This window comes from Ensifer sp. NM-2 (genome assembly GCF_003024455.1).
GTDB lineage: Bacteria > Pseudomonadota > Alphaproteobacteria > Rhizobiales > Rhizobiaceae > Ensifer > Ensifer canadensis.
Genome location: NZ_PVZR01000014.1, coordinates 59,520 through 79,691, shown reverse-complemented (window position 1 = coordinate 79,691; position 20,172 = coordinate 59,520). Strand labels below are relative to the sequence as shown.

Annotated in this window: 17 protein-coding genes, 1 tRNA gene and 1 pseudogene; 12 read left to right on the top strand and 7 right to left on the bottom strand. The window is 62.3% G+C overall.

Annotated features, from left to right (window positions below; all coding sequences use genetic code 11):
- Positions 1 to 107 precede the first annotated feature (107 nt).
- Positions 108 to 1,046: an AraC family transcriptional regulator gene (locus C6558_RS24610; protein ID WP_107027869.1), complete on the top strand. Its 939-nt coding sequence runs from the start codon at positions 108 to 110 to the stop codon at positions 1,044 to 1,046.
- Between the two features lie 82 nt (positions 1,047 to 1,128).
- On the opposite strand, the gene C6558_RS24605 is transcribed toward C6558_RS24610, so the two are convergent.
- Together C6558_RS24605 and C6558_RS24600 are read right to left on the bottom strand one after the other, a co-directional pair.
- Positions 1,129 to 1,425 (bottom strand): CcdB family protein, encoded by a 297-nt coding sequence (locus C6558_RS24605; RefSeq protein WP_025429711.1) that lies wholly within the window; start codon positions 1,423 to 1,425, stop codon positions 1,129 to 1,131.
- A complete protein-coding gene (locus tag C6558_RS24600) occupies positions 1,425 to 1,670 on the bottom strand; it encodes a type II toxin-antitoxin system CcdA family antitoxin (protein WP_025429712.1) in 246 nt (81 codons plus the stop codon). Before C6558_RS24600 ends, C6558_RS24605 begins: the two co-directional genes overlap by 1 nt.
- A 186-nt stretch (positions 1,671 to 1,856) precedes the next feature.
- Here C6558_RS24600 and fdnG point away from each other — a divergent pair, with 186 nt between their 5' ends.
- The 9 genes and pseudogenes from fdnG to C6558_RS24560 all read left to right on the top strand — a co-directional run bounded on the left by fdnG (position 1,857) and on the right by C6558_RS24560 (position 12,170).
- Positions 1,857 to 4,952: a formate dehydrogenase-N subunit alpha gene (gene fdnG, locus C6558_RS24595; RefSeq protein ID WP_107027868.1), complete on the top strand. Its 3,096-nt coding sequence runs from the start codon at positions 1,857 to 1,859 to the stop codon at positions 4,950 to 4,952.
- Positions 4,952 to 5,920: a formate dehydrogenase subunit beta gene (gene fdxH, locus C6558_RS24590; protein WP_371412292.1), complete on the top strand. Its 969-nt coding sequence runs from the start codon at positions 4,952 to 4,954 to the stop codon at positions 5,918 to 5,920. The genes fdnG and fdxH overlap by 1 nt, the downstream gene beginning before the upstream one ends.
- The gene (locus C6558_RS24585) at positions 5,920 to 6,606 is read left to right on the top strand and encodes a formate dehydrogenase subunit gamma (RefSeq protein WP_025429716.1); all 687 of its coding nucleotides are present in this window, start codon (positions 5,920 to 5,922) and stop codon (positions 6,604 to 6,606) included. Before fdxH ends, C6558_RS24585 begins: the two co-directional genes overlap by 1 nt.
- 38 nt (positions 6,607 to 6,644) lie before the next feature.
- On the top strand, positions 6,645 to 7,565 hold the full coding sequence (fdhE, locus tag C6558_RS24580) for a formate dehydrogenase accessory protein FdhE (protein WP_107027866.1): 921 nt from the start codon (positions 6,645 to 6,647) through the stop codon (positions 7,563 to 7,565).
- 4 nt (positions 7,566 to 7,569) lie between these two features.
- Positions 7,570 to 8,970 (top strand): L-seryl-tRNA(Sec) selenium transferase, encoded by a 1,401-nt coding sequence (gene selA / locus C6558_RS24575; protein WP_057205918.1) that lies wholly within the window; start codon positions 7,570 to 7,572, stop codon positions 8,968 to 8,970.
- Complete coding sequence (locus tag C6558_RS24570; protein ID WP_057205920.1) at positions 8,957 to 9,742, top strand: tetratricopeptide repeat protein; 786 nt, start codon at positions 8,957 to 8,959, stop codon at positions 9,740 to 9,742. The genes selA and C6558_RS24570 overlap by 14 nt, the downstream gene beginning before the upstream one ends.
- Positions 9,739 to 11,562 (top strand): annotated as a pseudogene (gene selB / locus C6558_RS24565) (selenocysteine-specific translation elongation factor); the annotation flags it as partial. The gene C6558_RS24570 and the pseudogene selB, both read left to right, overlap by 4 nt.
- 114 nt (positions 11,563 to 11,676) lie before the next feature.
- A tRNA-Sec gene (locus tag C6558_RS40005) sits at positions 11,677 to 11,772 on the top strand.
- Between the two features lie 14 nt (positions 11,773 to 11,786).
- Positions 11,787 to 12,170, top strand: a complete 384-nt coding sequence (locus C6558_RS24560) for a hypothetical protein (RefSeq protein ID WP_107027864.1) — start codon at positions 11,787 to 11,789, stop codon at positions 12,168 to 12,170.
- A gap of 80 nt (positions 12,171 to 12,250) precedes the next feature.
- On the opposite strand, the gene C6558_RS24555 is transcribed toward C6558_RS24560, so the two are convergent.
- Entirely contained in the window at positions 12,251 to 12,583 is a 333-nt protein-coding gene (locus C6558_RS24555; protein WP_025429722.1) for a hypothetical protein, read from the bottom strand.
- Positions 12,584 to 12,651: 68 nt separating this feature from the next.
- Positions 12,652 to 13,701 carry a selenide, water dikinase SelD gene (gene selD, locus C6558_RS24550; RefSeq protein WP_057205926.1) on the bottom strand — a complete coding sequence of 350 codons (1,050 nt, stop codon included), beginning with the start codon at positions 13,699 to 13,701 and terminating at the stop codon, positions 12,652 to 12,654.
- Between the two features lie 324 nt (positions 13,702 to 14,025).
- Here selD and C6558_RS24545 point away from each other — a divergent pair, with 324 nt between their 5' ends.
- Both C6558_RS24545 and C6558_RS24540 read left to right on the top strand, forming a co-directional pair.
- Positions 14,026 to 14,559, top strand: a complete 534-nt coding sequence (locus C6558_RS24545) for a hypothetical protein (protein ID WP_225906383.1) — start codon at positions 14,026 to 14,028, stop codon at positions 14,557 to 14,559.
- A gap of 161 nt (positions 14,560 to 14,720) precedes the next feature.
- Positions 14,721 to 16,037 (top strand): hemolysin family protein, encoded by a 1,317-nt coding sequence (locus tag C6558_RS24540; RefSeq protein WP_057223827.1) that lies wholly within the window; start codon positions 14,721 to 14,723, stop codon positions 16,035 to 16,037.
- Between the two features lie 161 nt (positions 16,038 to 16,198).
- Here C6558_RS24540 and C6558_RS24535 read toward each other — a convergent pair whose 3' ends face one another.
- The 3 genes from C6558_RS24535 to C6558_RS24525 are packed head-to-tail and all read right to left on the bottom strand — an operon-like array spanning position 16,199 to position 19,991.
- Complete coding sequence (locus C6558_RS24535) at positions 16,199 to 17,245, bottom strand: glutathione synthase (RefSeq protein WP_107027863.1); 1,047 nt, start codon at positions 17,243 to 17,245, stop codon at positions 16,199 to 16,201.
- Positions 17,246 to 17,253: 8 nt separating this feature from the next.
- On the bottom strand, positions 17,254 to 19,170 hold the full coding sequence (locus C6558_RS24530; protein ID WP_107027862.1) for a flavohemoglobin expression-modulating QEGLA motif protein: 1,917 nt from the start codon (positions 19,168 to 19,170) through the stop codon (positions 17,254 to 17,256).
- Positions 19,167 to 19,991 (bottom strand): N-formylglutamate amidohydrolase, encoded by an 825-nt coding sequence (locus C6558_RS24525; protein ID WP_107027861.1) that lies wholly within the window; start codon positions 19,989 to 19,991, stop codon positions 19,167 to 19,169. The genes C6558_RS24530 and C6558_RS24525 overlap by 4 nt, the downstream gene beginning before the upstream one ends.
- Positions 19,992 to 20,172 lie beyond the last annotated feature (181 nt).

The following is a 20,172-nucleotide window of genomic DNA, read 5'->3' as shown; positions in this document are numbered from 1 at the left end:
TTTCATCTCCGCGATTGTTAATGGCGAAGGTAGGCATGACCATCAGGAGTTTCTATGCTAGAAAATCCAAAAGACTGTGCCGTTTGTCCAAAATTGCGGAGCACCTTATGAGCGATGCGTTGACCGAGATTTTGCGCGGGCTGAGGCTCGACGGCGTCGAATACGGGCGTTGCCAACCCTGTGCGCCCTGGGCGACGGCCTATCCGGCACAGGAGCCCGCGCGATTCCATTTTCTGGCTGCAGGCTCAGCCCATCTTCAGACACCGGATGGTGAATGGATGGAGCTTGCCCAGGGCGACGCGGTGCTGTTGCCGAGGGGTGACGCGCATGTGCTTGCCAGCAAGCCGGGCATTCCTGCCGTTTCGATAGCCGACCTGCCGAGGCGACAGCTTTGTGACGGCATCATCGATGTGCAATGCCCGTCGACGGACAGCAAGAACCTCATCTTCTTTGCGGTGATGCAGTTCAATGTCGATCGTCTGCATCCTCTCCTGCAGTTGATGCCCGCCGTCATGCGCACGAGCGACCTTGCTGCGAGCGAACCTTCGATACCGGCACTGCTTGAGGCCATGATGCGCGAAGCAGAAATGCAGCGCGTCGGCTCGGGCGGCATTCTCTCGCGGCTTGCCGATGTGCTGACTGCAACGCTCATTCGAACCTGGGTGGAGCATGGCTGCGGCACGGCGACCGGCTGGCTGGCGGCCGTCCGCAATCCGGAGCTCGGGCGCGTCCTTGCCGCGATCCACCTTGAACCTGCGCGGGATTGGAGCGTGCCCGAACTGGCAAAGCTCATGGGTGCGTCACGGTCGGGCTTTGCCCAGCGGTTTGTCGACACCATGGGCGAGACGCCGGCCCGTTATGTTGCGCGCATGCGGATGCACCAGGCGCATCAATGGCTACAGGAAGGACAGCGGGTGGCCCTTGTCGCAGGCCGTCTCGGCTACGATTCGGAGGCCTCGTTCAGCCGCGCCTTCCGCAAGATCATCGGGGCACCACCGAGCCATTACCGAAACAAGAGCGTGGCCAGGGGACAACTGGTTTCCTGAGCCGGCTGCTGTTCAGATGATCGCGCAGGGAGGCTGGTTGAGAGCGGCTTGGAGCGTGACGACGCTTGCTGTCACCCGTTCGCTAAAAGCCGTGAAAAACCATATCGAGAGCGGCGACGATCTCGTCGTGCCGCTCCGATAGATTGGAAACAGGTTCTGCAAGTGCCGATACGGGTATCGCAGCCAGAAACTGAGTGACCAAGGTGTAGCGAACGCCGGATATTTCAAACACGGGATTGAGGCGCTTGGCCGGTTTAGGAGCCGCTTCCATTGGCAAAAGCGGGACGACGACACGCGTCTTCAACTCGTCCAGCACGTCGGCCTGCACATCAAGCACGAGGCCGCCGCCAGGATTGGCATAGACGTCATAACGCGCCATTAGAATTGACGGAACTGCGCCAGCGGCAGGCCATTTGCATCGACGAAGGCATTCGAACTCTGCAAAGCCTCGCTATTTTCTTTCTTCCAACGGGCAGCCTTGGCATCGGACACCGCCCTGGCGATCCCTGCCTCGGCAGCGCGAGAAATATTGATGTCGAAATGCCGTGCTTCTGCAAGAAGATCGGCGTCAATCGTCAAATTGGCTGCGCGCTTTGCAGAGGCAGATCGAGCATGCTCGGCCATGATTGTTCTCCTTTTGAGCAATCAATATATGCGCATCTTTCTGCGCATGCAAATACCCGGCCAGACAAGAGGCGATGGCATTGCCGATCGTCAGGAGAGTGGGTGGCGGGCAACCAACGCACCTTGACTTGCAAGCACTTAGCAATAGACTTCAAGGTACGAAGTATCGGGAAAGGGAGGCCATCTATGAACATAGACCTCTCGCGGCGCAGCTTCCTGAAGCTGGCCGGAGCGGGTGTCGTGGCAACTTCCGTCGGAGCACTTGGCTTCGGCGAATCCGAGGCGGCGGAAATCGCGCATGTGCGTGCTTTCAAGCTGAAGACCACGACCGAAACCCGCAACACCTGTCCGTACTGTTCCGTTGCCTGCGGCGTCATCATCTATTCGAAGGGTGACCCTCGAAAAGGCGAGACGGCGGACATTGTGCATATCGAGGGCGATGCCGATCACCCCACCAACCGCGGGACGCTCTGTCCCAAGGGGGCGGCACTCAAGGACTTCGTCAAGTCGCCGACCCGCCTTCAATATCCGATGCTGCGCAAGCCCGGTTCCGATACTTTCGAACGGATCTCCTGGGACGATGCTCTCGATCGCATTGCCCGCCTGATGAAGGACGATCGCGATGCGAACCTGATTGCGGCCAACGCCAAGGGCCTTCCGGTCAATCGCTGGACGACCGTCGGCATGCTGGCGGCGTCTGCAACAACCAATGAAACGGCCTGGGCGACCTTCAAATTCGCCAAGAGCCTGGGAATAGTCGGTTTCGATAATCAGGCACGCGTCTGACACGGCCCTACGGTGGCGAGTCTCGCCCCAACATTTGGCCGTGGAGCAATGACCAACTCCTGGACCGACATCAAGAACACCGACCTCGTCGTCGTCATGGGCGGCAATGCGGCGGAAGCCCACCCCTGCGGCTTCAAATGGGTGACGGAAGCCAAGGCCCATCGCGGTGCAAAGCTGATCGTCGTCGATCCGCGCTATACCCGCACCGCCTCGGTCTCGGACTATTACGCGCCGATCCGCCAGGGAACCGACATCGCGTTCCTAAACGGCGTCATGAAGTATTGCATCGACAACGACAAGGTGCAGTGGGAATACACCAAGGCCTTCACCAACGCAGCCTATCTGGTCAAGGACGGCTTCGCCTATAAGGACGGTCTCTTCACCGGCTATGATGCCGAGAAGCGCGACTACGACCGTTCGACCTGGGACTATGTGCTCGGCGACGATGGTTTCGTCGTCACCGATCCGACGCTGCAGAACCCCCGCTGTGTCTGGAACCTGCTTAAGGAGCATCTGGCGCCCTATACGCCCGAGATGGTTGCGCGCATCTGCGGAACGCCGAAGGAGAAATTCCTCAAAGTCGCCGAGATGATCTCGGAATGTTCGACGCCGACAAAGACGATGACGTCGATGTACGCCCTGGGCTGGACCCAGCACTCGCACGGCTCGCAGAACATCCGCGCCATGGCGATGCTGCAGCTGATCCTCGGCAATATCGGCGTGCGCGGCGGTGGCATGAACGCCCTTCGCGGCCATTCCAACATCCAGGGCCTGACCGATCTCGGCCTGATGTCGCACCTGCTCACCGGCTACCTGACGGCGCCGACCGAGAAGGACGAGGATTTCGAGACCTACATGTCGACCCGGCAGTTCAAGCCGCTTCGGCCGGGCCAGACAAGCTACTGGCAGAACTACCGCAAGTTCATGGTCTCGTTCCAGAAGGCCATGTGGGGCGATGCCGCGCGGGCCGACAACGACTGGGCCTTCAACTACCTCGCCAAGCTCGACGTGCCATCCTACGACGTGCTGCGCGTGTTTGAGCTGATGCATGCCGGCAAGGTCAACGGCTATCTCTGTCAGGGCTTCAACCCGCTGCTGGCCTTCCCCAATCGTGCCAAGAACACCAAGGCTCTTTCGAACCTGAAGTGGCTTGTCACCATGGATCCGCTGGAAACCGAGACGGCGCGGTTCTGGGAAAACCACGGCGATTTCAACCCGGTCGACACGGCCTCCATCCAGACCGAAGTCATCCAGCTGCCGACGACCTGCTTTGCCGAGGAGGAGGGTTCGCTGACGAACTCCGGCCGCTGGCTGCAGTGGCATTGGGCCGGCGGTACGCCGCCGGGCGAAGCCAAGCACGATACCTACATCATCGCGCAGATCTTCCTCAGAATGCGCGAACTCTACCGGACGGAGGGCGGCGCCTTCCCCGATCCGATCCTCAACCTGTCGTGGGAGTATGCCGACGAGAACGAACCGACGGCAGAAGAACTCGCCCGGGAAATCAACGGTCGAGCATTGAGCGATGTCATGGACACGACCGACCCGACCAAGGTTCTCGTGCCGGCCGGAAAGCAGGTGGTGAACTTTTCGCAGTTGCGCGACGACGGCTCGACCATGTCCGGCTGCTGGATCTATTCCGGCTGCTTCAACGAGCAGGGCAACAACATGGCTCGGCGGGACAATCAGGATCCCGACGACACCGGCACCTATCTCGGCTGGACCTTCGCCTGGCCGCTCAACCGCCGCACCCTCTACAACCGCGCCTCGGCGGACCTAGAGGGCAAGCCCTGGGATCCGAGCCGCAAGCTGTTGGAATGGGACGGCGCCAAGTGGACCGGCTATGACATTCCCGACATTGCGCCGACGGCCAAGCCTGGAGATGTCGGTCCCTTCATCATGAACCAGGAAGGCACCGCGCGTCTGTTCACCCGCGGACTGATGCGCGACGGCCCGTTCCCCGCGCATATGGAGCCGTTCGAATCGCCCGTTGCCAACGTCTTCAATCCGCAGATGCGCGGCAATCCGGTCAGCCGCATCTTCAAGGACGATGCCGAGCAGCTGGGGCTTTCAGACGAGTTCCCCTACGCGGCCACCTCCTACCGGCTCACCGAACATTTCCACTTCTGGACCAAGCACAACCGCGTCAACTCGGCGCTGCAGCCGGAGTTCTTCGTGGAAATTTCCGAGGAGCTGGCGCAGGAAAAGGGCATAACCAATGGTGGCTGGGTCAGGGTCTGGTCGAAGCGCGGCGAGGTCAAGGCCAAGGCGGTGGTGACCAAGCGCATCCGGCCGCTCATCTGCGACGGCAAGCCGGTCCATGTGGTCGGCATCCCCTTGCATTGGGGCTTCACCGGCTCTGCGAAAAAGGGTTTCGGCCCCAATTCGCTGGTGCCCTTCGTCGGCGACGCCAACATCGAGACGCCTGAGTCCAAGGCTTTCCTCGTCAATATCGAGCCTTCGACGCCGCCAAAGGACAAGGAGGCCACAGTGTGATGGATAGCCCGCGCACAGCCGTCAGCAATCCGCCGGTCCAGCCGATGGAGAGCAACCTCACGCAGCGCGATCTCGTTCGCCGCTCCGCCACGAGCGAGCTGCCGCCGCCGGAGCGGCAGCTGACGCCGGTCGCCAAGCTGATCGACGTTTCCAAATGCATCGGCTGCAAGGCCTGCCAGTCGGCCTGTATCGAGTGGAACGACACGTATCCGGATATTGAGGAGAATGTCGGGGTCTATACGAACCCGCACGATCTGACCGAGAACATGTTCACCCTGATGCGGTTTACCGAATGGGTGAACCCCGAAACGGACAATCTGGAGTGGCTGATCCGCAAGGACGGCTGCATGCACTGCGCCGATCCGGGCTGTCTCAGGGCATGTCCTTCACCCGGCGCGATCGTGCAATATTCCAACGGCATCGTCGACTTCATCCATGAAAACTGCATCGGCTGCGGCTACTGCGTGAAGGGCTGCCCGTTCAACATTCCGCGCATTTCGAAGGCCGATCATCGCGCCTACAAATGCACGCTCTGTTCCGATCGCGTCGCAATGGGGCAGGGCCCCGCCTGCGCCAAGGCTTGCCCGACACAGGCGATCGTGTTCGGTACCAAGGACGACATGATGAAGCATGCCGACGAACGTATCGCCGATCTCAAATCGCGCGGATACGCCAATGCCGGCCTCTACGATCCTCCCGGCGTCGGTGGGACCCATGTCATGTATGTCCTGCATCACAACGACAAGCCGCATATTTACGCCGACCTGCCTGATGACCCGAAGATTTCCGCCGTCATCGAGGCCTGGAAGGGCGTGACCAAATATACCGGCCTTGCGGCGATGGGGCTGGCGGCTGCGGGCGCGATCCTGCACGGCCTTTTCGGCAAGGCGAACCGGGTCGCACCTGAAGACGAGGTCAGTGCCGAAAAGCTCGTCGAGGAAGCCGAGGATCTCAGGGAGGGTGCCTGATGGCCAAGCCGAACGACATCCAGTCCGAAGACGCGATCCATCGCGGCCCGCCGGTGACTGTCGGTCGTTATGGACCCGGCAAGCGCCTCAACCATTGGATCACCGCTTCCTGCCTGATCCTGCTTCTGCTGTCCGGCCTCTCGATGTTCCATCCGTCGCTGTTCTTCCTGACGGATCTGTTCGGTGGCGGTCAGAACACGCGCATGCTGCATCCCTGGATCGGGGTCGTTCTGTTCCTGAGCTTCTTCATTTTCTTCGCCCAACTCTGGCGGGCCAACCTGCCGAACCGCACCGACGCGCAGTGGGTGTCGCAGATCGGCGACGTGGTCAAAGGCCATGAGGAGCGGCTGCCCGAGATCGGCAAGTACAATGCCGGACAGAAGTTCATCTTCTGGGGCATGGCGTTCTTCATCATCGTGCTGATCGTCAGCGGTATCATCATCTGGGACCAGTATTTTGGCGAGGCCACACCCATCGACGTGAGGCGCATTGCCATGCTGACCCATTCCGTTTCCGCGGTGCTGATCATTCTCATCTTCATCCTGCATGTCTATGCCGCGATCTGGACCCGCGGTACGCTGCGGGCGATGACGCGGGGTTCGGTCACCGGCGGCTGGGCCTGGCGGCACCATCGCAAATGGCTGAAGGAACTTGCTGGACGGGGCCGGATTGATCCTGCAGAATAACGACATAACAGCGGTGGCCGGTCGGCCCGCGAGGTGCAATGTCGATATCGTCCGTGCAGCCCGATCCCGCGATGATCGGTGGAATTCCCAAGGCTCCCTTCGTCTTGATGTCCAATCTGACGCGCCTTTTCGGGGATCGCGCCCAGCGTTTCCAAGTGCTGTCGGAAAGCAGCCGGCTTGCTCCCTACTTACGCTTCCTTGCAGGCACAGCAGTAATCCAGAGTGACCTCCTGTCCAGCCTGCCGCCGCTGGAGCCGATTTCCGCAGAACAGCGCGAGCGGGCGCGCGACAATGCGATGCCGCCGATCGATCGCTCGGCCATGGGCGCTTCTGCCGAGTGCCGGGACACGGTCCGACAGTTCCTTGCGCGGGTGGAGCAACTGGAAATGCCAAAGGCCGCGGCCGAAGCGCTTGCCCAGATCATTGCCGCTGACGACGAGGCGCTGGCGTGGATGATCGCCAATATCGCCGCCGACAATCTGCCGCTCGATAGCCTTGCGCACCATCTTTTCGTTGCCGCGGCCGTGCAGGTCCATGCGACACGCCTGGCCGCGGGGCTCGATCCTGGTCGCCTCGTGCCGGTCAGCATCGGCGTCTGTCCCGCCTGCGGCGGCAGGCCCGTCGCTTCGCTCGTCGTCGGTTTCCACGGCGCGGAAGGAACCCGCTACGCGGTATGCGCCTGCTGCTCGACCAAATGGAACGAGGTCCGGGTAAAATGCCTCTCCTGCGGCTCGACCAAGGGCATAGGATACCGCGCGGTCGAAACCGGTGATGAAGAGGCCACGGTTAAGGCAGAGGTTTGCGACAGCTGCCACGGCTGGACGAAGATCATGTATCAGAACAGGAACCCGGCACTCGATGCCGTGGCCGACGATGTCGGCAGTCTCGGCCTCGACGCGCTGATGAAGGATACCGGATACAAACGCGCGGGCTTCAATCCATTCCTGGTGGGGTATTGACGGGATGGCCGGGCTTGCCGAACTCCGCACCCTGCCGTCCGTCGACCAGATGTTGAAGGCGCCGGCCGTCGCGCCGCTTGTCGAGCGGCATGGTCGTGTCGTCGTGACCGAAGAGCTGCGCCTCGTGCTCGGCGAAATCCGCGAGATGGTTCGCAGTGGCGGCTTGCCCCCCGATGCGGACGGCGTCATGGCCTCACTTATGAGCCGGCTCGACTATCGGGATCGCTCCAATCTGCGCCCGCTCTTCAATCTCACCGGCACCGTGCTGCACACCAATCTTGGCCGTGCCCTCCTGGCCGAGGAGGCGATTGCCGCTGCCGTCGATGCGATGCGAGAGGCGGCGGCACTGGAGTTCGATCTCGACACCGGCCGGCGCGGCGAGCGCGACAGCCACCTGCGTGACCTGCTTTGCGAGCTGACGGGCGCCGAGGACGCGACAGTCGTCAACAACAATGCCGCCGCCGTGCTGATCGCACTGGGCACGGTTGGCGGCGGACGGCAGGCGATCGTCTCGCGCGGCGAACTGATCGAGATCGGCGGTGCGTTCCGCATGCCCGATATCATGGAACGTGCAGGTGTGGCGCTCATCGAGGTCGGCACCACGAACCGCACCCATGCAAGGGACTATCGTCGGGCGATCGGCCCCGAAACGGCGCTCATCCTCAAGGTGCACACGTCGAATTACCGGATCGAGGGGTTCACGGCCGAGGTCTCCGGCGCCGAACTTGCTGCGATCGCGCACGAAGCCGGTCTGGTTCTTCTGAACGATCTCGGCTCCGGGACGCTCGTCGATCTCCGGCGCTATGGCCTTAGCAAGGAGCCGACCGTTCGCGAAGCCGTGGCCGAAGGTGCAGATCTCGTTACATTTTCGGGCGACAAACTGCTGGGTGGCCCGCAGGCCGGCTTTATCGTCGGTCGCCGCGATCTGATCGCCGCGATCAACCGCAATCCGTTGAAGCGGGCCTTGCGGGTCGACAAGATCCGCATCGCGGCGACGGCCGCGACGTTGAAGCTATACCGCGACCCGGATCGGCTCGCAGCGCGGCTGCCCACCCTTCGCATGCTGGCGCGTCCGCAACACGAGATCCGCGCGCAGGCGGAACGGCTCGCGCCCGAGGTGGCGAGACTTCTTGCCTCGAGCGGACATCGGGTGGAAATCTGCCACTGTTCGAGCCAGATCGGTTCGGGCGCGCTGCCGGTCGACACGATCCAAAGCGCCGGCCTCCGGATCGAGGCTGCAAGCGGCAGCGCGCTCGAAGCGCTCGCGGCGCTTTTCCGTTCGCTTTCGCGCCCGATATTGGGGCGTCTGCAGGACGGGGCGCTCATCCTCGATCTTCGCTGTCTTTCCGACGAGAGCGAGTTCCTGAAAAGCCTCTCCGAGGGCGTCGGACATGCACTGGCTTGACCGTTTGACAGGGCGTATGCCCGAGGCGGCGTCGGACGCCGATGAGATGACACAAGCCCTGACTGCCGCCCGGAACGGCGACTATGAGACCGCCCTGCGCCTATGGGAGCCCCTGGCGCAATCCGGCGTCGCGCGGGCACAGAACAATATCGGCGCCTGTTTTGCCGAGGGGCTCGGCGTGCCGCAGGATCGGGCCCTGGCGGGCAAATGGCTGCGGCTGGCGGCCGAAGCGGGCGATCCCGTCGGCGAGCGCAACTATGCAGCCTTCCACATGCAGGACGCGGATGGCGATTATAGTATTGCCGCCGACTACTATCGCCGCGCCGCCGAGAAGGGCGACGCGCCGGCACAGGACATGCTGAGCTGGATGCTGCTCGAAGGCGAAATCATGCCGTCCGATCCGGTCGAGGCGCGCCACTGGGCGGAACGTGCCGCTGAAGCGGGCATTGCTTCGTCGATGACCCGGCTCGGCATGCTCTATCACAACGCTTCGGGTGTCGATCGCGATCCGGAGAGGGCCGTCGATTGGTGGCGCCGCGGCGCCATGGCGGGCGATGCCGACGCGCAGGCGATGCTTGGCGCCGCCTGTCACATGGGCGCCGGCACGGCCCGCGACGGCGTCGCGGCACTCGTCTGGCTGATCCGCGCGACCAATGGGGGCAGTGCCCTGGCGCAACCCTTCATCGGGCCGGTGCGCCAGAGCTTGTCGCCCGGCGAGATCGGCATCGCCGAGAGGCGCGCGCTTGAGCCCCCGGCGGAGGCGCGACCATGATCGTCGGAACCGCCGGTCATATCGACCACGGCAAGACCAGTCTGGTGAAAGCCTTGACCGGCGTCGATACCGATCGCCTCAAGGAGGAGAAGGCACGCGGCATCACCATCGATCTCGGCTTTGCCTATGCGAAATTTGCCGAAGCGGTCACCGGCTTTGTCGATGTGCCGGGCCATGAGCGTTTCATCCATACGATGCTCGCCGGTGCCGGCGGCATCGACTTCGCCCTCCTCGTCGTTGCGGCGGATGACGGCATCAAGCCGCAGACGCTCGAACACCTGGCCATTCTCGATCTGCTCGGCATCGAAAGGGGATTGGTCGCGATCACCAAGGCCGATCTTGCCGATGCGGAGCGATTGCTGGGGCTCAGTGTCGAGATCGGCAATATGCTTTCGGCAACGGGCCTTCGCACCGCCGAAATCCTTCCCGTGTCCGCCGCCACGGGCCTCGGTATCGCCGATCTCAGAGACCGCCTGGCCGAGGCCGAAAGGGCAACCGTGAAAGCAAATGCGGCGGGCCGGTTTCGGTTTTCGGTCGATCGCAGCTTCATTCTCTCGGGCGCCGGAACGGTGGTGACGGGAACGGTCCTTTCCGGTTCGGTTGCGGTCGGCGACAACGTAATGATTTCGCCATCCGGACAAGGGGCGCGCGTGCGCTCGATCCATGCCCAGGACCAGCGGTCGGAACGCGGGGTCGCGGGTCAACGCTGCGCGCTCAATCTGGTGGGAGACGGCATCTCCAAGGACAAGGTCGGCCGCGGCGACATGGTGCTCGATCCCTATCTGCATGCGCCGACCACACGCATCGATGCGGGCCTGTTTGTGCTCAAGGGTGAGCCGAAGCCGATCAGCGAGTGGTTTTCCGCGCGCCTGCATCATGGCAGTGCTGAAGTCGGGGTCCGTATTGTGCCGCTTGAAAACCCTGTAGGTCCCGGCGAGCGGGCGAAGGTCCAGCTTGTTCTCGATCGGCCGATCGCCGCCGCGGTCGGTGATCGCTACATCCTGCGCGACGTTTCCGCCCGGCGCACCATCGGAGGCGGGCGGCTTCTCGATCTGCGTGCGCCATTGCGCAAGCGCCGGACACCCGAGCGGATAGCCTATCTCGATGCGGCAGGCGTTGCGGAAACGGGCCCGGCCCTTGCAGCGCATCTGGAAGCGCCGCCCTATATCGTCGATCTCGATGCCTTCGCGCGCAATAGGGCCGTATCGGAGGAGGAGCTACGCGAGGCCGTCGAGTTATCCCACGCCATCGTGATCGAGGCCGGGCATGTGCGCCATGCCTTGTCTGTGTCGCTGTTGGACGACCTGTCGAAGGACGTCGGACGAATTCTCGCCGATTTCCATGTCGAAAATCCGGATCTGCAAGGCATCGGCCGAGAGCGCCTGCGCCTGCAGGTGACGCCGCGATTGCCGATGCCTGCCTTTCTCTTCCTGCTCAGGCAGGAACAGGCCGCCGGACGCCTCGTACTCGAGGGCGCCTTCGTTCGCCTGCCGGGCCATGAGGTTCGTTTAAGCGAGAGCGAGGAGGCGTTACTTGGCAAAATCTTGCCGCATCTCGAAGGAGAGGAGCGCTTTCGCCCGCCGCGCGTGCGCGACCTTGCAGACGTGCTCGGCGTCGACGAGCGGGAGATCCGGCGCGTGCTCAAACTATGGGCGAGGCTCGGACGTGTCGATGAGATCCGGCACGATCATTTCTTCATCCGTTCCACCACCGCAGAAATGGTTGAAATCATAAGGGATATCGCGGGCAAGGCCGAACGGGGCGAATTTGCCGCCGGTCTCTTTCGGGATCGCGTGAACAGCGGTAGAAAGGTGGCGATCGAGATCCTGGAGTTCTTCGATCGCCAGGGAGTGACGCTTCGGCGCGGCGACATCCGGCGCGTCAATCCCCACAGGCTCGACCTTTATGACGGAGCCACGCCCGAGGCGAAGCAAGGAAGAGATTCGTCCCCGGTGGGGCGTCCGGACTTCAAATCCGGGTGGGGCAGCGAGGCTGTCTTGGGTGGGTTCGACTCCCATTCTCTTCCGCCATCGGGAGATCGCTGATGGTTTATGCGCCCTGCAGCACCGACTTCGATGACTGGATCGTTTCCACCTATGGCGAGGCTGGCGCTTTCACCATGCTCTTCGTCCTGCTGGCGATCGGCGAGACCCGTTTAGACCTCCTGCGCTCGGCCTATCTTCACGTCGTCGGCGACGACACCCGATGGCAGGATATGGCCGCTCTTTTCGCCGGCGCCGGCGTCAAGTGGTCCGGCGTCGTGTTTTACCGCGCCGGCCCGGAGGGTCTTGTCGAAGACCATGTCGCCAGGGGACGGCTTGCCTTTCTGGTTCGCAATCTCAACGAGGACCGCTCACTGATCCGCGAGGGCGAGTTCTTCAATGTCGACGGATTGCGGCTGTCGATTGAGGAGATCAAGCCCCATTGATCTCCAGTCTCGGTCTTGTCCCGTTCGGCAATAGCGGTTCACGGCCTTTGTGCTGAAGGCTGAGTGCAATCATGCGCAGGCTAGCAACCGTTTTTCTTGATATCCTCGGGCGTCATTGCGAGATCGAGGCCACGCGCGGTCGGTGGTTGCCATGTCGGGGAGTCCTCGGACGCGCCTTGCGGATTTGTACCGATAAGGGCGCCGCCTGTTCCGCCGGTCCAGCCGGTCGAGCCGGCGTTGCCGGGTGCTGTACCATCCGCGCTCAAACGGTCGGGCTCCGTCGCCGGGTCCGCCTTCCCGGCGGTCGCATCGCATCCGGTGTTGGCATCGTTCTCCTGCGAATGTGCAGGGACAGTCATGCCCAGACAGGCGAGGAAGAGAGCGGTGGCAAGGGCAAATCGGGGATCGCGCATGGCATTCTCCTTCAGCGTTGCTCTACCAACGGGATGCTGCGGCCGGTTGTTCCATCCCCCCTTTTCACTCAGGCGCGAACCTCCACCTGCACGGGGCCAGGTTGCGTGTAGCCGACGATGCTGGCGAGCGGGTAGCCAGCGTCCCGGATCGTCTTGACCAGACTGTCAGCGCTGGCGGCATCGCAGGCCACCAGAAGTCCGCCTGATGTTTGCGGGTCGGCGAGCAAAAGACGCTGCCAGTCCGCCATACCATCGGGCAATTTGATCTCGCTGCTATAACTCGCCCAGTTGCGCTCCGACGCGCCGGTGATGAAGCCTTCTCGGGAAAGCGTTTCGGCCTGCGACAGGAACGGAATGTTCGCGAGGGAGAGCGACACGGTCAAGCCGGACGCGCGGGCCATTTCGAGCCCATGACCGAGAATACCGAAGCCGGTGACATCCGTCAGCGCATGCACATGCGGATCGGCGGCAAGCTCGGACCCGATCCGGTTGAGAAGGGTCGTCGAGGCGATCATCTCCTCATAACAAGCCCGCGGCAGCGCCTTCTTCTTGAAGGCGGAGGAATAGATGCCGACGCCAAGGCCCTTGGTGAGGATCAAGGCATCCCCCGGCTTCGCGCCGCTATTGCGCCGCACCTGTTCCGGGCGACAGATGCCGATGACGGCAAGGCCGTAGATGGGTTCGACCGAATCGATCGAATGCCCGCCTGCCACAGGGATGCCGGCCTGCGCGCAGATCGAGGCGCCGCCTTCGAGGATCTTGCCGATCGTCTCGGGGGAAAGCTTGTTGATCGGCATCCCAAGGATCGCAAGCGCCAGGATCGGCTTGCCGCCCATGGCGTAGATGTCGGAGATCGCGTTCGTTGCGGCGATGCGCCCGAAATCATGCGGGTCATCGACCACAGGCATGAAAAAATCGGTGGTGGCGATGATGCAGGTGTGGTCGTCGACCTGCCAGACCGCCGCGTCGTCCGCCATCTCGTTGCCGACGAGAAGCTGGGAGAAGGGCTGCATGGCCGGCTGATTGGCGAGAAGCCGCTGCAGAACCGAGGGCGCAAGCTTGCAGCCGCATCCTCCGCCATGGGCAAGCTCAGTCAGACGGGGTTCAAGAGATGTCATGTGTGCTCCCGCGTAAAAGATTTTGCCCGTTCGACCGCGTGGTCTCGCCGGCAACCGATAGTTGGCAAGTTAGGACGATGTCGTGCGGGAGCAAGGCCGCTTCGATGCTTCTGCGAGATATGGCCGTCCGGAGCGACAGGGTGACCGCGTCCCCGGTCGCTGCGACGGTTTGACCCGCCGAATCGACGCCTGCTGCGTGCGGGATTGTCGTGATCTGCCATGACAAGTTGTTGTATCCCTTTCGGTGTTGCGCCATGTGTACAACTGTCGATCAGCCGTCAGCCGAGCGGGGAAGTAACCTCGCGGGCAATTGGAGTCATGATTTTGTTTTCAAGAGTTTTTCTGCCTGCCCTTGCCGTCCTCGCCGTTTCAGGCGTGCCCGCAGCCTTTGCATCCGAAGATGTCGCGGCCTTTTATGACGGCGCCCTCTGCAACCCGCCCTACACGATGCAATCGGCAACCGAGTTCTATGACGCCGCCGAGAAGCTGGTGAAACCCGATACGTCGCTGCTGACGGCCTATGTCTACAAGCTGCCGTCCGACATCGGGCGTGATGGCTTTAAGACGAATGAGGTTATCTTCGCCGGCAGCTCCGTCGGCGTGCTGATCGAAGGCGCGCGGGCGGACGAATTGGCGGCCCGCTACCAGCTGGAGCGCGAAAAAAGCAGCATTCTCGGCACGTCCACCAAGGGCTATGCACGGGTTCTGCCCGATGCCGAACAGCCGACAGCGGAGATGGGCATCGTGTCGATCGTTGCCCGCGAAAGCGAAGCCATTCCCGGCAAGACCTTGCTCGCCTGCGAGTTCGTTTCGCATGCGGATCTGGAGGCGCTCAAGAATCTTGAAGGCGGCAACTAGGACGAAGCGATACGCCCGGCCGACAGGGCCGTCCGGGCGCATTCCGGGATGCGGGCGAAGTCACAAAGATCGCCTGCGTCCCGTCTGACGTGTACGGCAAGAGCATGTTAGGCTGATCGCATTTTCAACAATGCGAGGCGCGACGCGCCCGAAGGGAGACCATGTCCGGCTCGGATGGCAGTATGTTCGACTATCTCGGGATACTGGCCGTATTTCTGCTCGTTGCCGCCAACGGCTTTTTTGTTGCGGCCGAATTCTCGCTGGTTTCCGTCCGCCGCAGCCGCGTGACCGAATTGGTGGCACAGGGGCGAATGAACGCCAGTGCGCTCCAGCATGCCGTCGACAATCTCGACGCCAACCTGGCCGCCACTCAGCTCGGCATTACCATATCGTCGCTGGCGCTCGGCTGGGTGGGCGAGCCCGCTCTGGCGCATCTGATCCAGCCGCTGTTGAGCGGCCTGCCGATGGCATGGGCCTCGTTCGGTTCGCATGCGATCGCGGTCGCGATTTCGTTCATCATCATCACCGCGCTTCATATCGTGCTCGGAGAACTGGCGCCGAAGAGCCTGGCGCTGCAGCGCAGCGAGGGAACGGCCCTTGCGGTCGTGCGTCCGCTCGGATTTTTCCTGTTTCTGTTGCGTCCGGCGATTCTGGCTCTCAACGGCCTCGGCAATCTCGTGCTTCGACTGGTCGGTCTGCGGCCCGGCACCGGCGAGGCGTCGATGCATTCGCCCACCGAACTGAAGCTGCTTGTCGCCCAAAGCCAGGAGGCCGGTCTCCTCGATGTTGCCCAGCAGGAACTGGTCGAACGGATCTTCAACATCGGCGACCGCCGGATTTCCGATTTCATGACCCCGCGCATGGAAATCGACTGGATCGATGCAGACGACACGCGGGAGGAAATCCTGCGCACCGTCAGGGATTGTCACCATGAGCAGTTGCTCATCGGCCGAGGCGGCATCGACTATCCCTTGGGCATGGTGCTGAAGAAGGATCTGCTCGATCAATTGCTCGACGGCCAGACGCTCGATCCGATGAAGGCGATGCGAGAGCCGCTGGTGCTGCACGAATCGGCGCGCGTCTTCCGTGTCCTCGAAACCTTCAAGACCGCGCCCGTCCGTCTGGCGATCATCGTCGACGAATATGGCAGCCTCGAAGGCATCATCACCCAGACCGACCTGTTGGAGGCGATTGCAGGCGACCTGCCGGATACGGAGGCGAGCGATCCTGACATCGTCACCCGCGCGGATGGTTCGCTGCTGATTGAAGGACTGATGTCGGCGCACGACGCTTTCGAGCGGCTCGGCATTCACGACCGGCCGGAGGGCGATTTTCACACCATTGCCGGCTTCGCGCTGCAGATCCTCGGCCATCTTCCGCATGTCGGCGAAACCTTTGACTTCCAGGACTGGCGCTTCGAAATCATCGACATGGACGGCATGCGCATCGACAAGCTCTTGGCGTCGCGCCAGGAGTGATACCACTGCATGTTCCCCTTAATCCTTCGATTTAGGGATAAAAACATGCAGCAATTCAAGGTGCTACAGCGACCTTTGCGCGTCTAATAAGACGCGCGGCGCTGTAGGTCCCGCTGCTGCGGAACTCGTCTCCTGGTCGGCCAGGCGATGTGAAGGCCATGTCAGAGCGTCGCCAACGCGCGGTTGGACAGGGCGCCGCCATAGGCCTCGCGAATGGCTACCTTGTTTTCCAGGGCAATCACGATCTCTTCGGCGAAATCGATCGCATGCAGGGCCCGAATGGATTGCAGACCACCGGGTGTGAAGACATTGATCTCCAGGATCTTGTCGCCGACGATATCCAGGCCCACCAGGAACATGCCGTCGTCGATCAGTTTGGGCCTCAGCTTTTCAGCAATCGCCAGTATGGCCGGGGTAATGGTTGCCGCCTGGGCGGTGCCGCTCGCGTGGATGTTGGACCGCACCTCGCCCTTGGCCGGGACCCGTCGAAAAGCGGCATAGACGTCGTCGCGAACGAGCGGGCGGCCGTTCATCAGGAAAAGCCGGATATCGCCTGCCGTGGCTTCTGGCAGGTAGCTCTGGGCAATGAGATAGCCGATCTCGCTTACGGCCTCGAAGATCTGGTTGAGGTTGGCTTCCTCGCTCGACTTTATCTTGAAGACATTCCTGCCGCCTGAGCCCTGCAAGGGCTTGAGGATGACGCCGTCGCGATGATCGTCGATGAACGCGCGGATCTCTTCGATGTTCTTCGAAATCAGCGTCGTCGGGCGCACGGCCAGGGGGAAATCCTGAAAGTAAAGCTTGTTCTGCGCAAGCGACAGACCGGAGGGATCGTTGACGACGATCGCGCCGCGCTCCGAGGCGAGGCGCCCGAAGTTGGCGCCGACATTGGCGGCCCACGGCCGGCCTTCCGCATCTTCGGACGGGTCGTTGCGCAGAAACAGCACATCGATCTCGCTGATGTCGACGACGCTCATCTTCGCATCGTCGGCTTTCAAAGCCGAAATGAACGTTTCCGGCTTTTTCGGCTTCGTACCGTTGAGGCTGCGCGCCCGGATCATCAGCTTGTCGTCGGGCCGCAGGATGAAATCCGCCGGGGTGACGTAGCAGATTTCATGCCCGCGGGAAAGGGCGGCAAGCGCCAGCGCCGTCGTCGTGTAGGACGCTGTCTCGGAGTCTATCGAGTTGACGAAGAAGGCTATGCGCATCGGATCTCCTACTCTGCGACCATGTCGAGCGGGGTTATTCCCCCACTCGCCCGGTCCAGCCGGGCACGTGCATGGGCGTCATCCAGAAATATAGGGCGCACCGCCGGCGCACCCAGCAAGCCGCGCAAGCTCAACTCTTGCATGGCTGCGAAATGTGAGGCGGCGATCTTGCCCATCCAGAAGGGTTCAAGACTGCCGCCTGCGGCCAGATGGGCAAGCAGCTGAAGAAGCCCGCGCAGATAGATCGCGTCCTTCGCCAACCCGCCTCCGCGATAGATCCGCAGGACGATGTTGAAGGCGTCATCAGGCTGAAACCAGTGCTGATCGACGAGCAGCCGATAGGTCTCCGGGAAAAGCGCACCGTTCAACATCGCCGCGCAGGCAATCACGCGCGCCGCAATCAGCCGCAGGCGCCCCAGCGTCATGCCGCCGCTCAAATATTCGGCAAACACGGCAAGCCCTTCCTGCATGCCCTCGTAGCCTGCGAGGCCCGAGCGGAAGAGCCGCAGCCCCTGCGCCGAGCCGTTGAAATAGGTCAGCAGGTGCACGCCGATTTCGTGATTGAGCAGGGCCTCGACGCGGTGCCGGCTCATGGCCGTGCTGCGCGAAATCAACAGCTGGCTCCTCGACACCAGCAATCCGGCGGGAATGTCGTCGCGCAGCTCTACCGAGGCGGTGAAATCGGCATATTGCCGCTTATAGGCCGAAACCATCGTTTGCGCCCGGTTGCGAACGTAGTCGCAATCCACATTGTCAGCCGCCGGTTTTTGTCCGGGCTTGCCGGTCCGCTTTTGTGTCTGCACCAGGATATCGGTGGCGACGTCGAGGAGTTTAGCCTCCACCGGACCATAGAGCGCCCGGCCGAATTCGACGAATGTGCGGCTCTCGCGGGCCGAGATCATCGAAAGCTGCAGGTCGAGCTCCTGTTGTTTCTGGCGATAGAGCGCGTAGAGCAACGGGTCCTCGAGATGCTCGAAGCTGATCGAAAAAAGCTTCTTCTTTGCGGCCTCGACTTCAAGTGTCAGCGGCCGATAGAGCAGCTGCGGACCGACTTCGTATCGGCTCGAAACAAACTCCGCCCAGGCCGCATCGGCGTTGATCGGCGTTACCGCCAGGAGGAAATCGAAACTTGAGGCAATCTCGTCTATGGCGCGGTCGGTGCGGGCCACGGTCTCGACGAAGGTTTTACGGCCGAAGGCCCGGTGCGTCGAAACGCGCGTGTCCGTCGCGCATTGGGTCGCTGCCGCCAGCGCCTTGAGACCGGCATCGAAGATGTTGGCAATCAGGCGTTCTCTTAGTTCCGGGTAGATCCGTCGCGTGCCCGGCTCGCGATAGATCGGCGCAAATCGCACACTGATGTGGGGGAACGCCGTCAGCGCTTTGCCGTTGGCGTCTTGCGGCGGTGGCGACAGCAGGTCCATGTGGGCGGTGCGAAATTTGCCTTCGATCGTGCTGACGGAGCCGAGGAAGGCTTTTGCGGCGGCCTCAGCAGCCGGGTCCTCGCCAGCGGTGACTTCGATCGTGAAAGGCGGCAGATAGGGCGCGTCCTTGGCGGGCGCCTCGTCCCGTTCGAGTTCGCCATATTCGAGCACGAAGAAAGCGCCGAGACGCTGTCGAAGCGCGCTTCCGACGGCCTCGATGACAGCGGCAGCCGCCGCGGCGTCGGGTGCCATCAGGTAGGAGGCGTTGGACTGGGTGATCTCGCGTGCCACGACGGCTTGCTTCGCCTCGGCGATAAACACGCAGAGAAAGGGCAGCGGTCGGTCGATGTGCAGGCGCCCGCCCTCGGCAAATTCGCGCCGCACCGCTTTGCCGGCCTCAAGGCAGGCGATCACCTCGCCGAGCCACACATCATCTGGTGCCCGGTGCCCGGCTTCCTGATGATCCCGGGCGCTGTGATGCCTTGGCGTCGCTGCGCTCTTCATCGGCGCGCATCCAGTGCCTTGACGAGATCAGGCACAGTCGATGCCACTAGCGCGCGCAATGCCTCCAGCACCTCGAAATCCGGCTCGCCGGTCCATTCGTCCATGAAGAATTTCTTGAACTCGATGGCGATCGCGCAGCCCGTCTGCGGAAAGTACTCATGGATGAAACGCGTTTGTTCGCCGCGCCCCTGAAACGCGACATTCTCGCGAACGTCGAAACGCCTGCCCTGAAATTCGAAGCGGCGAAAGGTGTCGAGCAGTGTCGCGAGCACATCGGCCCAACGGTCGCGGTTCATCGAATGGGTGCCGATGTTGATCTCGGGCGCACCTTCGGGATCAGAGGGTGTGGCGGTCGACCCACCGCGCCGATGATTGTAGCTGTGCACATCCAGAACGACGAAGCTGCCATGCCGCCGCTCGATCGACAGCAGCATCGATCGCAGCATGCGATAATATTCGTCATGCAAGACGAGTGAGCCCTCGTGAAGTTCATGAGGAAGCGCGTCTCGCCAGACCGTAAGCCCCCAGGCCTGTAAGGGGTCGACATATACCGCGCCGTCGCGGGCACGGTTGAGATCGACCTCGAAGCGCGAGCGATGCACGATCACCCGGTTCACCAAGTCCTGAATGATATAGGCGGTGTAGGGATCCTCTTCCCGCAGGCGCTCTTCATCGGCAAGGGCTATCAGCGACCGCAGATTGGCGCGCAGGCCGTGCCCGTCGTGTATCGCCGTAGCGACGACGGGACTGTCGCCGCGATGCACGGTCCACCAGCTGTCTTCATCGAAGTCCTGTCGTTTATCACCTGTTCGATCAAGCATATTCGGGTCCCGTTCCTCCCTCGTCGATGGACCTGTGGTCTGGCTACAATTCGCGAGAGAACGGTTCGGTTCCAAACGCTGCGCAATTCGCATCGGGACGAGAGGTGCAGGGAGCATGCCGATGGCGGTCACACTGGGACGGTCGCGGCTCGTTGCGTCTTGGCTGCTGCACGGGCGACGG

Coding starts and splice junctions, on each gene's coding strand:
- C6558_RS24525 (WP_107027861.1), bottom strand. CDS start 19,991: ATGCTTGATCGAACAGGTGATAAACGACAGGACTTCGATGAAGACAGC.
- C6558_RS24585 (WP_025429716.1), top strand. CDS start 5,920: ATGGCCAAGCCGAACGACATCCAGTCCGAAGACGCGATCCATCGCGGC.
- C6558_RS24600 (WP_025429712.1), bottom strand. CDS start 1,670: ATGGCCGAGCATGCTCGATCTGCCTCTGCAAAGCGCGCAGCCAATTTG.
- C6558_RS24570 (WP_057205920.1), top strand. CDS start 8,957: ATGCACTGGCTTGACCGTTTGACAGGGCGTATGCCCGAGGCGGCGTCG.
- C6558_RS24560 (WP_107027864.1), top strand. CDS start 11,787: ATGGTTTATGCGCCCTGCAGCACCGACTTCGATGACTGGATCGTTTCC.
- C6558_RS24535 (WP_107027863.1), bottom strand. CDS start 17,245: ATGCGCATAGCCTTCTTCGTCAACTCGATAGACTCCGAGACAGCGTCC.
- C6558_RS24605 (WP_025429711.1), bottom strand. CDS start 1,425: ATGGCGCGTTATGACGTCTATGCCAATCCTGGCGGCGGCCTCGTGCTT.
- fdhE (WP_107027866.1), top strand. CDS start 6,645: ATGTCGATATCGTCCGTGCAGCCCGATCCCGCGATGATCGGTGGAATT.
- C6558_RS24610 (WP_107027869.1), top strand. CDS start 108: ATGAGCGATGCGTTGACCGAGATTTTGCGCGGGCTGAGGCTCGACGGC.
- selD (WP_057205926.1), bottom strand. CDS start 13,701: ATGACATCTCTTGAACCCCGTCTGACTGAGCTTGCCCATGGCGGAGGA.
- C6558_RS24530 (WP_107027862.1), bottom strand. CDS start 19,170: ATGAAGAGCGCAGCGACGCCAAGGCATCACAGCGCCCGGGATCATCAG.
- fdxH (WP_371412292.1), top strand. CDS start 4,952: ATGGATAGCCCGCGCACAGCCGTCAGCAATCCGCCGGTCCAGCCGATG.
- selA (WP_057205918.1), top strand. CDS start 7,570: ATGGCCGGGCTTGCCGAACTCCGCACCCTGCCGTCCGTCGACCAGATG.
- C6558_RS24540 (WP_057223827.1), top strand. CDS start 14,721: ATGTCCGGCTCGGATGGCAGTATGTTCGACTATCTCGGGATACTGGCC.
- C6558_RS24555 (WP_025429722.1), bottom strand. CDS start 12,583: ATGCGCGATCCCCGATTTGCCCTTGCCACCGCTCTCTTCCTCGCCTGT.